The organism is Chitinophaga rupis (assembly GCF_900109685.1).
GTDB lineage: Bacteria > Bacteroidota > Bacteroidia > Chitinophagales > Chitinophagaceae > Chitinophaga > Chitinophaga rupis.
Map to the genome: position 1 here is coordinate 1,443,853 of NZ_FOBB01000001.1, position 13,264 is coordinate 1,457,116.

General features: G+C 46.9%; 11 protein-coding genes. 8 read left to right on the forward strand and 3 right to left on the reverse strand.

The genetic code is table 11. The features are described from left to right. Positions 1–9 precede the first annotated feature (9 nt). The 4 genes from BMZ54_RS05810 (at position 10) to BMZ54_RS05825 (ending at position 4,818) form a co-directional block, all read left to right on the forward strand. Complete coding sequence (locus BMZ54_RS05810) at positions 10–672, forward strand: ABC transporter ATP-binding protein (protein ID WP_089907355.1); 663 nt, start codon at positions 10–12, stop codon at positions 670–672. 167 nt (positions 673–839) lie between these two features. Further along, on the forward strand, positions 840–2,300 hold the full coding sequence (locus tag BMZ54_RS05815) for a TolC family protein (RefSeq protein ID WP_162277480.1): 1,461 nt from the start codon (positions 840–842) through the stop codon (positions 2,298–2,300). A 30-nt stretch (positions 2,301–2,330) separates the two neighbouring features. Then, positions 2,331–3,713: an efflux RND transporter periplasmic adaptor subunit gene (locus tag BMZ54_RS05820; protein WP_089907359.1), complete on the forward strand. Its 1,383-nt coding sequence runs from the start codon at positions 2,331–2,333 to the stop codon at positions 3,711–3,713. Positions 3,714–3,804: 91 nt separating this feature from the next. Continuing rightward, on the forward strand, positions 3,805–4,818 hold the full coding sequence (locus tag BMZ54_RS05825; protein WP_089907361.1) for an NAD(P)H-dependent glycerol-3-phosphate dehydrogenase: 1,014 nt from the start codon (positions 3,805–3,807) through the stop codon (positions 4,816–4,818). A gap of 108 nt (positions 4,819–4,926) precedes the next feature. Here the strand turns inward: BMZ54_RS05825 and BMZ54_RS05830 are convergent, their stop codons facing one another. Beyond that, the gene (locus tag BMZ54_RS05830) at positions 4,927–5,166 is read right to left on the reverse strand and encodes a hypothetical protein (RefSeq protein ID WP_089907363.1); all 240 of its coding nucleotides are present in this window, start codon (positions 5,164–5,166) and stop codon (positions 4,927–4,929) included. Positions 5,167–5,536: 370 nt separating this feature from the next. On the opposite strand from BMZ54_RS05830, the gene BMZ54_RS05835 reads away from it, so the two are divergent. Genes BMZ54_RS05835 through BMZ54_RS05850 form a run of 4 tightly spaced genes read left to right on the forward strand, consistent with a single transcriptional unit; the run spans position 5,537 to position 10,200 of the window. Next, positions 5,537–7,825: a glycosyltransferase gene (locus BMZ54_RS05835; protein ID WP_089907365.1), complete on the forward strand. Its 2,289-nt coding sequence runs from the start codon at positions 5,537–5,539 to the stop codon at positions 7,823–7,825. 4 nt (positions 7,826–7,829) lie between these two features. Then, complete coding sequence (locus BMZ54_RS05840) at positions 7,830–8,192, forward strand: response regulator transcription factor (RefSeq protein WP_238386505.1); 363 nt, start codon at positions 7,830–7,832, stop codon at positions 8,190–8,192. 59 nt (positions 8,193–8,251) lie between these two features. Next, positions 8,252–9,703: a sigma-54-dependent transcriptional regulator gene (locus BMZ54_RS05845; protein WP_089907370.1), complete on the forward strand. Its 1,452-nt coding sequence runs from the start codon at positions 8,252–8,254 to the stop codon at positions 9,701–9,703. Between the two features lie 11 nt (positions 9,704–9,714). Then, a complete protein-coding gene (locus tag BMZ54_RS05850) occupies positions 9,715–10,200 on the forward strand; it encodes a low affinity iron permease family protein (RefSeq protein ID WP_089907372.1) in 486 nt (161 codons plus the stop codon). 69 nt (positions 10,201–10,269) lie between these two features. Here the strand turns inward: BMZ54_RS05850 and BMZ54_RS05855 are convergent, their stop codons facing one another. Next, positions 10,270–11,727 (reverse strand): hybrid sensor histidine kinase/response regulator, encoded by a 1,458-nt coding sequence (locus tag BMZ54_RS05855; RefSeq protein ID WP_143080919.1) that lies wholly within the window; start codon positions 11,725–11,727, stop codon positions 10,270–10,272. A gap of 103 nt (positions 11,728–11,830) precedes the next feature. Beyond that, complete coding sequence (locus BMZ54_RS05860) at positions 11,831–13,249, reverse strand: sensor histidine kinase (protein ID WP_089907377.1); 1,419 nt, start codon at positions 13,247–13,249, stop codon at positions 11,831–11,833. Positions 13,250–13,264: the final 15 nt, after the last annotated feature.

Consider the following 13,264-nt stretch of genomic DNA (forward strand, 5'->3'; position numbering starts at 1 on the left):
AATTTAACTATGATACAATTAAGACATATTTCCAAGCATTACCCGGTAGGATTCGGTAAGAATGAAATTTTAAAGGATGTAGACCTGACGATCTTTGAAGGAGAGTTTGTGTCTATAATGGGCCCCTCAGGGTCGGGAAAATCTACCCTGCTGCACATACTGGGATTACTGGAAGAGCCTTCCAGCGGCGATTACCTGTTTGAAGGAGAGCTGGTAAATAAAATGAACGAGAAAAAACGTACGCAATTACACCGGGGCAGTATTGGTTTTGTATTCCAGGCCTATCACCTGATAGATGAGCTGACGGTGTACGAGAATATAGAAACTCCACTATTATATAAGAACATACCCGGCGCGGAACGTAAAAGCCGCGTAGCCGATGTGCTGGACCGTTTTAATATGGTAGCCAAAAAAGACCTGTTCCCCAACCAGCTTTCCGGCGGCCAGCAGCAGCTGGTAGGCATTGCCCGGGCTATTGTGGCAGAACCCCGCGTTATACTGGCCGACGAGCCTACCGGCAACCTGCACTCTGACCAGGCCCGGGTAATTATGCAGTTATTTAAACATTTGAATGAAACGGATAAAATCACCATCATCCAGGTCACACACTCTGAACAAAATGCTGCTTTTGGGCACCGGGTCATTGAAATCAGGGATGGAAAGATCCAGTAAAACCCTCGCGTAAAACCTGCGTTAACATACATTTCAGAAAAAACAATAAATAAAATGTTATGTTTTACACTAAATTAGTGTGGCCGTTAGCCATACCTAATAAAAATTTGCCTTTTATAAAGAAATGGCAAAGGCTATCATCACAATTACTATATTTTTGTTACGCTATGAAACTATACCAGTTTCCGGGACCCATCCTGGTAATATGTTTATTGTTTGCTAACACTGTACATGTAGCTGCCCAGGATAAATGGAGCCTCAAACGTTGTGTGGATTATGCGATGGCTAATAATATCTCCATTAAACAGCAGGACGTGCAAAAGCGTTTGGCAGAGCTTACGTTGAAGCAAAGCCAGTTATCCCAGATCCCGAATCTGAGCGCCAGTGTTAGTGGTAACTACAATGCAGGCCGTAGCGTAAACCCTACCACCTACACATATGAAACACAGGGCTTCCTTTCTTCCAACGCCAGCTTAAATACGAATGTTACCCTGTTCAACTGGTTCAGCAAGCGTAATACAATTGCATCTAATATTTATCAGGCCAATGCTTACGGCTTTTTACTGGAAAAAGCCAAGAATGATGTGGCCTTTAATATAGCCTCCACCTTTTTACAGATATTACAGAACAATGAGCAGGTGCATGTAAATGAAACCCAGCTCACCCTTACCAAAGCACAGTTGTCTAATACGGAGAAGCTGGTGGCTGCGGGCTCTGTACCGGAAAGTAACCAGGCCGATCTGCTGGCCCAGCTGGCAAGGGATAGCGCTAACCTTATTACTGCGCAGAACAATGTAATATTATCTACCCTGCAAATGAAGGCGCTGCTGAACCTGGGTTTTGATATTCCCTTTCAGCCGGAAATACCCTCAGATATTTCCAACATACCCTTACCCAGTCTGAATGAGGTGGATCCCGAAATGGTATACAGCGCTGCTATGAGCACCAACCCGCTGATACGGGCCGATTCCCTGCAGATCAAATCCTGGGAAAGATCCGTTGCAGCATCCAGGGGCGCCATGTTCCCTACGCTGTCCTTATCAGCCGGTATTGGTACCAACTACGCTAATAATGTAAATGATATCAGGAACGTGGTATTAGGCCCCTTCCAGGATACACTGGGTACGGTAAGTGTGGGTGGCACCAATTATAATGTCATTGGCAAACCCTATACAGTTCCCTCCCAGGTAGTAGGAGGTAAAACTCCTTTTGGTACGCAGATCAGTAATAACTTCCAGCAGGCGGTTGGCTTATCACTGAGCATTCCCATCTTTAATGCATGGCAGGCACGCGCTCAGTATAAACGCAATAAGCTGAACCTGTATAACCAGGAACTGACCCGCGATAAGGATAACCAGCAGTTAAGACAGGATATCTATACCGCACATGCCAACGCCGTAGCAGCCATTCAGAAGTTCTATGCCGCCAGCCGGGGAGTGGATGCTTCCCAAAAAGCCTTTGATTTTGCTACAAAACGCTTTAATTTGGGATTAATGAACACGATCGATTATATTACGACCCAAAATAATTTGTTCCAGGCCCAGATAAATAAGGTGTCTGCGCAATATGATTATATATTCAGAATGAAATTGCTGGAGTTTTACCGGGACCAGAAAATAACCCTGTAGGCTCCCCCTCCCTTGTAACAAACCGCCTCTATGAAGAAAAAGACACTTTATTGGATTGTTGGTAGTGTAGCAACACTGATAATACTATTATTGGTACTAAAAGCCTCCGGTGTGATCGGTAAGGAGGAAGGTATCAAAGTGGCTGCTGATAAAGCTGCCAACAAAGATATTATTGAGGTGGTAGCTGCTACCGGAAAAATTTACCCTGAAATAGAAGTAAAAGTAAGCTCTGATGTATCCGGCGAAATTGTAGACCTGCCCGTACTGGAAGGCGATTCTGTAAATAAAGGCCAGGTACTGGTACGGATATACGCAGATATTTACGGCTCCCAGCGAGATAAGGCTACTGCAGCCCTGAGCCAAAGCCAGGCGCAAATGGCCAATTCCGCCGCCGCGCTGAACGCTTACAAGGCTAAGCTGGAGCAATACAAAGCTGCCTATGACAGGAATAAAGAATTGTATGCACAGAAAGTAGTATCCAAAAGTGAATTTGAAACAGCGGAATCTGCCTACCGCTCTGCCCTGGCCGATTTTACCGCCGCCACAGAGCAGGTGAACAGCTATAAGTATGCAGTAGCCAGCGCACAGGCAGGCTTAACAGAGGCTAATAAGAACCTGGGCCGTACCACCATTGTATCACCCATGCGCGGAGTAGTATCCCTGCTGCCGGTTAAAAAAGGGGAGCGCGTAGTAGGTACCCTGCAAATGACCGGTACTGAGATCATGCGCATTGCCGACCTGAATGTAATGGAAGTACAGGTTGACGTTGGTGAGAATGATATACCCCGCGTAAAATATGGCGATACCGCCGTTATTGAGGTAGATGCCTACAGCAACCGTAAGTTCAAAGGTATTGTAACGCAAATAGCCAGCTCCAGCAAAGGCGCCGCCACGGCCACCGCCTCCGGTACTACCTCCTCAGCAGAGCAGGTTACCAGCTATATTGTACACATCCGCATCCTGAATGATAGTTATAAAGACCTGATAGATCCTTCCCAGCCGAAGAACTTTCCTTTTCGCCCGGGTATGAGCGCCAGTGTGGATATACAAACCAAACGTAAAACACAGGTATTATCCGTACCCATTAACGCGGTAACCACCCGCGAGGCGGAAAATGCTACCGCCAAAGCAGATGCTGCCAAAAAGAAGAAAGCGGAAAATGGTGATGATCCACCGGTGGCAGGTAACAAGGATACCAAAGAAGTAGTGTTTGTGCTGCAAAAAGATAATACGGTAAAACAGGTGGAGGTAAAAACCGGTATCCAGGACGATAATAATATTGAGATCCTTTCCGGCCTGCAACCCGGCGACCAGGTGATCAGCGCGCCTTACGCCGCGGTGTCCCGTGAGTTAAAAAGCGGTAAAAAAGTAAAAGTAGTACCCGCCGCTCAGTTGTTTGAAGCCACTAAATAATTGCTTTATAAATTATAGCAGGGTGAAAAGTGAAATATGATTTCGCTTTTCACCCTTTGCCTTTTTAAGTACATTGCGGAAAATTCAACCGGTGAGTACAGGCATTATTGGCAGCGGCAGCTGGGCTACCGCTTTGGCAAAAATTTTAACAGATAATGGTCAGCAGGTGAACTGGTGGATCCGGAGCGAAGATACCATCCGCCATTTGCAGCAGCGCCACCATAACAAACATTACCTTACCTCGGTATATTTTGATACCCACCAGCTAAACCTCAGCAACCGGCTGCATGAGGTAGTGGCCAATAGTGATGTGCTGGTGCTGGCCGTACCCTCTGCCTTCCTGGAAGAGGTGCTGAAGGTACTGCCGCCGGAGGCTTTACAGCATAAAAAAGTGATCTCCGCCATTAAAGGGCTGGTGCCGGAAAGCAACCAGTTTATTAATGAGTACCTGGCGGATGATTTTGGGCTGCCGCTGGAACAGTACTTCACTATTACGGGCCCCTGCCATGCTGAGGAAGTGGCAAATGAAAAGCTCTCTTACCTTACCTTTTCCGGCTTGCAGCTGGAAGAAACCCAGAACATTGCAGATCTTTTTGCCAACAGCTACCTGCAAACCATTGTGAATAATGATGTAATAGGCGTGCAGCTGGCCGCTGTGTTAAAGAATATTTACGCCATGGGCGCCGGCGTGGCGCATGGTTTGGAATATGGCGATAATTTCCTGAGTGTGCTTATTACCAACTGCTTCCGGGAAATGCAGCACTTCCTTGAAAAATATACTACCTGGGCCGGGCCTGTACATATGCCGGTTACCCAGCATAACTATAATGCCAGCGCCTACCTGGGCGATCTGCTGGTAACCTGCTACTCCCTGCATAGCCGTAACCGCACCTTTGGCAATATGATAGGCAAGGGCTACAGCGTAAAAGCAGCCCAGCTGGAATTAAATATGGTGGCGGAAGGGTATTATGCCAGTAAATGCATTTTTGAAATGAACCACGAAATAGGGGCTTATATGCCGGTGGCAAGGGCCGTATATGCGGTACTGTGGGAGCAGCTGAATGCGGAGGAAGCCTTTCTGGCGCTGGAAAAAGGTTTTGTATAAAAAAAGGCCAGGCCGCAAGTCATTTTAATGGTTGGTTTAAATGACACATGCTTTAAGGCCCGGCCGTTGCGCTAGATTATAACCCTTACTAATAAAAAACTATTTATGCTAAATAAGCTGTTTCGTATTCTGGAAATAGTGACGGATCATCCATTCAATATGCGGTAATAATGCAGTGTCGGGCAGCGGGCTGTCGCTCACCGGCTCAATATGATCCTCGTCGTTTAATGAATAGTCTATCTGAATACCCTCTACAGTAACCCGGAATTTTCTTTCTTTCGCTATTTTTTTGAGGCAGATCCGCTTAGGAATGCCATTCACTTTGAATGTACAGGCGAGGTTTCTCATGCGTAGAATTTTATCGTCCCAATAAATGAATTTCAGTATTTGCCGGGAAATACGGCTGGTTGCATTACCTTTAGTTGCTTTGGTGTTAGCGCTCTGTGCGCAAATCTAAAGGCATTGATGCATTTAAATGTGAATACGCCGTTAACGTCGTCAAAAACTTATTCCCTTCTTTTGTCCCGGCCGTACCACTAAATACCTCTGGAAAATGATTTGGGGAAGCGCCGGAACGATTGTGGAGGTTATTCCACAGTTTAACGTAAGGCTCAATTCCACACGTTATCCGTAATGCAATACCGCCGTGGTTGGAGTGATATTTGACTGGATTGCTTTCCATAGAGCAGTGAATTGTACCGGAAAAAAATTGACATAAATGAATAAGACTTTGCTTTTTGTTACAACTTTTCCGCCCCGTGAGTGTGGTATTGCAACCTTTGCCCAGGATCTGGTGAACGCACTGCAGAAGTCATTTGCAGAAAAGCTGGATATCAGCATTTGCGCATTGCTGGAAGGGGGGAAGTCCCAGGCGCCGGCATACAAGGCGCCTGTAAAGTATACGGTTGATCCGTTTAATATTGACAGTTGCATCACCTTTGCCCACCAGGTGAATGCGGATGAGCAGATTGACCTGGTGTGTTTTGAGCATGAGTTTGGCCTTTATGGTGGCGACTACGGGCATAATATGCTGGCCATGTTATCCCTGCTGGATAAACCTTTTGTAGTGCGGTTCCATACCGTATTACCTTACCCGGATCCTAAATGCCTGAAAGTAGTGAGCATTATAGGCGCCCTGGCCAGCAAGATCATAGTAATGACGCAAACCTCTGCAGACATTCTGCTCTCTACCTACCATCTGCCTGCACACAAGATCGTGCATATACCGCATGGCGTACATGCGCGTATTACGGAAAACGTGGCTGAGCTGAAACAGAAGTATAGCCTGCAGGGCAAAAGAGTGCTAACCACCTTTGGGCTGCTGAGTGAGAATAAAGGGCTGGAAACTGCTATCCGGGCCATGAAGCCTATTGCAGAACAGTTCCCGGATACCGTGTACCTTATACTGGGTAAAACCCACCCGGTAGTGCTGGCGCGGGAAGGAGAGCAATACCGGCAGCGGTTGCAGCAACTGATAGCCGAGCTGGGATTGCAGCAGCATGTAAAATTTGTAAACAGCTACTTAAGCCTCGATAACCTGCTGGACTACCTGGCTTTAACGGATATTTACCTGTTCACTTCTAAAGATCCGCACCAGGCGGTAAGCGGTACGTTCTTATACGCCATGAGCGCAGGTTGCCCTATTGTAAGCACGGCCTTTTCCCAGGCCCGCGAAATGCTGGATGAGTGTTGTGGTTACCTGATAGATATGGGCAGTCATGAACAGCTGTCTGAAAAAGCCATTCGCCTGCTGAAAGATCAGCAGCTGCGCCAGCGAATGAGCCGCAATGCCATCGAAAAAACACGCAATGCTATCTGGGAAAATGTAGCCGTTGCGCATATGTCTATGTTTAAAGAGATCATGGCAGAAAAAGACCTGATGCTTCCCAGCCTGCCGCCCGCTTACCTGGATCACATTGACCGTATGACGGACGAATTTGGGATGATACAGTTTTGTAAACATGACCAGCCCGACCCTGCCTCCGGCTACACCCTGGACGACAATGCCCGTGCGCTGATAGCCATGAGCATGTATATCAGCACCGTAAAAGGCAGCAGCTTTGTAAACTCCCTTTGCCACAAATACCTGGATTTCATAGAGTACTGCCAGCAGCCGGATGGCCGCTTCCTGAACTATGTGAACATCCGCGGTTATTTTGATAGCGCTAACTACGAAGTGAACCTGGAGGATGCCAACGGGCGCGCCATTTGGGCCCTGGGCTATTTACTCAGCCGGCATAATGAAATGCCCTCCCTGCTGGTACAGCAGGCTAACCGTATATTGCAGCCCTGCCTTACCTGGCTGGAAACGCTTACGGCGCCACGGGCCATGGCCTTTGCCATTAAGGGATTGTACTATTACCTGCAATACAAACCAGGCGGCATAGCAGAAGATATAATTAACACCTTAGCAGGCCGTTTATATAATATCTATCAACAGGAGGCAGATGCACAATGGAAATGGTACGAGCCGTACCTGACCTATGGAAATGCTGTGCTGCCGGAGGCCATGATGATGGCTTACCAGGTAAGCGGCAATACCAGCTGGCTGCATACGGCAAAAGAAAGCCTGGAGTTCCTGTGCAGCAAAACCTTTACGGATAATTACATGAAAGTGATCAATAACAGGACCTGGTATCACAAAAACACGCAAGATAATAATACAAATACTTTGGACGGCGGGGAACAATCAATTGAAATAGCCTATACCATGCTTACCCTGCACACATTTTTCCGGGCCACGGGCAACCATACATACCTGGAGAAAATGCGTTTAGCGTTTAGTTGGTACCTGGGTAATAATCATTTAAAGCAACTGATATACAACCCGCTCACCTACGGCTGTTATGACGGTTTAGAAAAAAATAATGTCAATCAGAATCAGGGCGCCGAGTCGAGTGTTTGTTACCTGATAGCCAGGTTATTAATGGAACAATGGAATAAACACAAGTATGTTACAACACAGAAAACAGGGATTGAGTCTGGTGTCAGACTTAGTCTCAACTGAAACCATGAAAGGATCATTTGTCCTTATAATTGATGATGAACCGGATATATGCAGGTTGTTACAAATGAGTTTAGTAAGACTGGGCTACGATGTGAAATATGTGCATGAATTACGCGCAGGTTTACAATGTATTCAAAGTGAGCAACCGGATATACTTTTTCTGGATATACACTTGCCGGATGGTTCCGGATTGGAAGCAATTTCTGTTTTCAAAAACAAATATCCAGCCTTAAAAGTGATCACGATCAGCGCATATGATAACGGCATGGAAAAGCAAACTGCACTCAGTGCAGGAGCCAGTCATTTTCTGGCCAAACCCTTTAGTGTAAAGAATGTGGACGAGTTGATGAAAGATGTTAAAAGTTAATCGTCCTGCAAATTATTTCGTAACTTTAAAAGCTTATAGCCAACATCATACATACCATTATGAGAAATATAATGATCATAGATGATGAGATCAATATCTGTACTTTGTTAAGTAAATTTCTTGGCAAACACGGATTTAAAGTAGATACTACAATGTCGGGTAATGCAGCGTTGAAAATGATGAAGGAGAAGACCTACGACCTGGTACTATGTGATTATCGTCTCAAGGATACCGACGGCGCTCAGCTCCTGCAGGATATCCGCCAGTTAAATCCGCGTACCATTGTAATTATCATTACCGGGTACACGGACGTGAGGGTTGCAGTGGAAATGGTTAAGAATGGTGCTTATGACTATTTATCCAAACCCCTGTACCCCGATGAGATCCTGAACCTGGTGCACAAAGCATTTGCGCACCTGGATGCGGAGAGTGAAAGGGAAGCCCTGCAGGCGGTTTCACAGCCGCAAACCATGTCGGTTAACCGGGAGAATGGGAATGCCAACGGCAAAGCGCCTGTTTCCGAAATGCTGGATAAAAGCAACAAGTATGTATATGGAGAAAGCAGCGGTGCAACGGAACTGTTCCGCCAGATCAAACTGGTAGCTCCTACAGACTATAGCGTGATCATTTTCGGGGAAACAGGTACCGGTAAGGAATCTGTAGCCCACCTGATCCATCATCACAGCAAACGCAGCGCACAGCCCTTTGTGGCGCTGGATTGCGGCAGCCTTTCAAAAGAGCTGGCAGCCAGTGAATTATTTGGTCATGAAAAAGGCGCTTTTACCGGCGCTATTAATACAAAAATTGGCGCTTTTGAACAGGCAACGGGCGGTACCCTTTTCCTGGATGAGGTATCCAACCTTTCTTACGATATACAGGTAGCGCTGCTGCGTGTAATACAGGAAAAAGTGATACGCCGCGTAGGCAGCCTGAAGGAAATACCCATTGATGTGCGCATCATTGTGGCCTCCAACGAAAAGCTGTCGGAATCCGTACAGCGGGGCCGTTTCCGGGAAGACCTGTTCCACCGCTTTAACGAATTCACCATTTACATACCACCGCTGCGTGAACGTAAGGAAGATCTGCAGCTGTTTGTAAATTCCTTTATTGGACAGGTGGAAAAAGAACTGCAAAAGAATTGCGGTAAGATCACCCAGGAGGTATGGGAATGTTTCCAGAAGTACACCTGGCCGGGTAACATCCGTGAGCTGAAGAACGTAATACGCCGTGCATGCCTGCTTACGCCAGAGCACCAGGATATTACCATGAGCGCCCTGCCGCTGGAAATGAAAGAGGCGTTTGTACAAAGCTATGAGGAAGACCCGGTGAGCGAGCTGGCAGCTATTGCCAATGAAAATGATCTTAAAACTGTAGCCTTGCAGGCGGAGTATAACAAGATCATTAACGTGCTCAAAGAGGTAAAGTACAATAAAACCAAAGCTGCGCAGCTGCTGAATATAGACCGTAAAACGCTGTATAACAAGCTGCGCCTGCTCAATATTAATTATTGAACGCCCGGGCGATGAAAAAGGAAGAAACAAAGCAACAGTTAGGTGAGAACAAAAAAGGAGGCGTTGTTGGTTTTTTCGAACGCTTTTCTACCCATGTAATTAATGTTACAGGGTCAGTATGGGCCTTTGGTACTGCTTTGGCTGTTATTATCATCTGGGCCGTTACCGGGCCGGTATTTGGTTTTTCTGATACCTGGCAGCTGGTAATTAATACCGGCACCACCATCATTACTTTTTTGATGGTGTTTGTGATCCAGAAATCGCAGAACAAGGAATCCAAATCCGTGCAGCTGAAGCTGAATGAGCTGATAGCTGCTAACCGCATGGCCAGTAACCGGCTGATAGTAGCGGAAGACCTCACGGAAGAGGAGCTGGATGTGCTGCATAAATATTACTGCAAGCTGGCGGATGAAACCAAAGCGCGTATTAATATGAAAGAATCCCACTCCGTGGAGGAAGCCATTGAGAATGCGGAGGAAAAGATCAACGCACAATAAGCAAGGTCATTTACAGGAATACTATAAAAAACAAAGGGCAGATCACTGATCTGCCCTTTTTGCATGGTGTTAGTTAGTGGGAAAGGTAATGCTGAAGGTGGTGCCTTTACCAGGCTCACTATCCACATGTATATTCCCCTTATGATTAATGATAATGTTCTGGGTGCTGGTTAAACCCAAACCGCTGCCTTTGGGTTTGCTGGTAAAGAAGGGATCAAACAGCTTGGCCTTCATATCTTCCGGTATCCCGGGCCCGTTATCGCTAACCTGTATAACTGCCCGGTCGTTATGCCGGGCGGTATAAATGTTCAGCTCCCCTTTACCGGGCGTCATGGCCTCAATGGCGTTAATGATAATATTCAGCAGGGCTATTTCTACTTTTTCCGCATCGGCGGGTATCATTACATCCGGGTCTGAGAGGCGTTTGTCTACCCGTATCTCATTCAGCTGTAAACGGTCCTGCGCCAGCGCCAGGGCTTTTTCCGTAAGCTCGTTAATACCATGCTGCTGCACGTGCAGCTCTATCATGCGGGTGCTGTTCAGCAGCTCTGTGATCAGCTGGTTAATGCGTATGCAGTTACGTTCTATAATATCCGTATACAGCTGGCTGTCTTCCGTAACGCCGGGTTCCAGTTTAAACTGGCTTACTGCCAGTAAAATGTTGGTGAGGGGGTTCCGTACCTCATGCGCAATTACACGGGCTATGCGGCCTGTAATTACAAATTTTTGCTGCTGCTGTTTTTCCTGCTCTTCTTTTTTCCTTTCCGTAATATCCTGCACTACACACAGGAATATCTGGGCGGCAGCATCCAGCATTACGGCATTTACCATTACATCCAGCTTTTTGCCGGCGCTGTTCACAAAGTTATATTCAGCAGGCCCACAGCCGTCTTCCCCGCAGATCTGGTCAAAGAAATGCCGGTACTGCTCCTCAAAAAGGAACAGGTCTTTCAGGTTCATGGCCAGCATTTCTTCCCGGGAGTATTGCAGGGTTCTGCAGGAGGCGGGGTTGGCGTCAATAATGTTCTTATCGCAGTCGGCCAGTAATATCAGGTCATGTGCTTTTTCAAATACACCGTAATACTTTTTCTCGCTTTCCGCCAGGGTGCGCAGGTGGTTCATTTCATCCAGCGCGTAACGGATAGAGCGTTCCAGCAGGTCGCCGCTGATCTCCCCTTTTACCAGGTAATCGGAGGCGCCGGCCATCATGGCCTCTTTATCAATGGTATAATCTCCTTTACCTGTAAGCATGATCACCGGGGCTTTATACCCGATCTGCTGGAAATAGTGCAGCATATCAATACCGGTATAAGGTCCCAGGCGGTAATCCACCAGGTAAATATCATGTGCCTTGCGGCTGATCTGTTCCTGTCCCTGCGCGTAGGTAGAGGCCCAGTTCAGCTGGTACTGGCCGGGGGATATGTCCTGTAACAGCTCGTTCACCAGGAAAAAATCATCCTCGTCATCATCTATCATCAAAATGTGTATGGGCTGGTCCGTCATGATCGTGTCTGAATAGTTTGGCAAGTGTATAAAATTATGTGTCTGGAACAACCGTCTTCAGCAGTAAAGGTGTCCGCATCATTTCCCGCAATTAAAGTGCTAAACTTTCCGGTAAGGCGGCGGTGGATCATTTTTTTTGCTTAACTGGCAAAATAATTACAAAAGCGGCTCCTTTACCCGGGTAGCCATAAGCCATAATGTACCCCTGGTGGCTGTCTACTATCTTTTTGCAAATGGCCAGCCCTATGCCGGTGCCGGAGTATTCGCTGATGCCGTGCAGGCGCTGGAAAATAAGGAAAATACGTTCCGCATAATCCGGGTCAAAGCCAATACCATTATCCTCAATACAAATGCGGCAAAAGGTCTCATCCCAGCGGTTCTCCTTTACAATGTTGATCTCCTTGCCTTTCAGCAGCTGGGAGCTGATGTTGATCTCCAGCTGCCGGTCCTCCTGTGAAAATTTAATGGCGTTGGTAAGTATGTTCTGGAACAGCTGCTGAAAGTTGGTAATGTTCCCTTCTATGATGGGTAGCTGGGCGCTGTGTACTACGGCGTTCTTTTCCTGTAACGCTACTTCCAGGTCGCTTAGTACATTTTGCAGCAGGGCGCTCATATCAACCTCCGTGATGCTTTCGGGGGCTACGCGCCCGGCCCGGGAAAACAGCAGCAGGTCATTGATCAATATCCGCATACGGCCTACTGCTACTATCATACGGTCAATAAGCTGGGAGGCATCAGGGGGCAGCTGGTCTTTATACTTTACCTGCAGCCGGTCGCTGAAAGTGGATATTTTACGCAAAGGTTCCTGCAGGTCGTGTGAGGCTACGTAGGCAAATTGTTCCAGCTCCTGGTTGCTTTTGTTCAGCAGCTGTATGTTCTGCTGCAGGTCGCGCTGGTAAGATTTCAATTTGGATTCAATATGCAGCTGCAGCTTAAATTCTTTGGTTAAGGTAATGTAAGAATAGAGACCGATAAGAATAGCTACTATAGAAGAAATAAAGATCACCGGTATCCATAGGCTGGAAAAGAAATGGAACAGCTCTGTTTTTTCATGCAGCTGGGTATCCTCTATCTGCATCATGTCCTCTACTACATGCTCTATGCGGTCCATTGTTTTTTCGCCTTCCGTTACAGACAGCCGCTCGGTACGCGGGCTGCCGGAGCTGATACCGGCCTGCAGCTGCTGGTATTTAACAGCCAGCAGCGTTTTAAGCGTATCCATATGTTGCTGCTGCCGGTGGCTGTCAATAACAATACTGCGCAGCGCTTCATATTCTTTCTGAAGACTGTTGCTTCTTTCCTGCATATCGGGATGCAGGAAAGAGCTGTCGTTTGTAAGGCTGAAACCTCTTATGGCAGCTTCCGCATCCTTCAGCTGCTTAATGATTGTTTCCAGCCTTTTGGATACTTCTATTGTATGGTTCAGCCTGCCCGCATTATCCAGCAGGTTCTTAGTTACGAGGTAGGAAAAGAACGATGCAGCAATGATAACGGAGAAAGCTATAAAAAAGCCGAGTCTTATTTTTCTTTGAACAGGATTGTGCATTGGCTCAAATAAGGG

Bases quoted from the DNA above. Each gene is read 5' to 3' on its own strand.
- BMZ54_RS05860 (WP_089907377.1), bottom strand. From the start codon at position 13,249: ATGCACAATCCTGTTCAAAGAAAAATAAGACTCGGCTTTTTTATAGCT.
- BMZ54_RS05815 (WP_162277480.1), top strand. From the start codon at position 840: ATGAAACTATACCAGTTTCCGGGACCCATCCTGGTAATATGTTTATTG.
- BMZ54_RS05830 (WP_089907363.1), bottom strand. From the start codon at position 5,166: ATGAGAAACCTCGCCTGTACATTCAAAGTGAATGGCATTCCTAAGCGG.
- BMZ54_RS05810 (WP_089907355.1), top strand. From the start codon at position 10: ATGATACAATTAAGACATATTTCCAAGCATTACCCGGTAGGATTCGGT.
- BMZ54_RS05820 (WP_089907359.1), top strand. From the start codon at position 2,331: ATGAAGAAAAAGACACTTTATTGGATTGTTGGTAGTGTAGCAACACTG.
- BMZ54_RS05845 (WP_089907370.1), top strand. From the start codon at position 8,252: ATGAGAAATATAATGATCATAGATGATGAGATCAATATCTGTACTTTG.
- BMZ54_RS05835 (WP_089907365.1), top strand. From the start codon at position 5,537: ATGAATAAGACTTTGCTTTTTGTTACAACTTTTCCGCCCCGTGAGTGT.
- BMZ54_RS05840 (WP_238386505.1), top strand. From the start codon at position 7,830: ATGAAAGGATCATTTGTCCTTATAATTGATGATGAACCGGATATATGC.
- BMZ54_RS05850 (WP_089907372.1), top strand. From the start codon at position 9,715: ATGAAAAAGGAAGAAACAAAGCAACAGTTAGGTGAGAACAAAAAAGGA.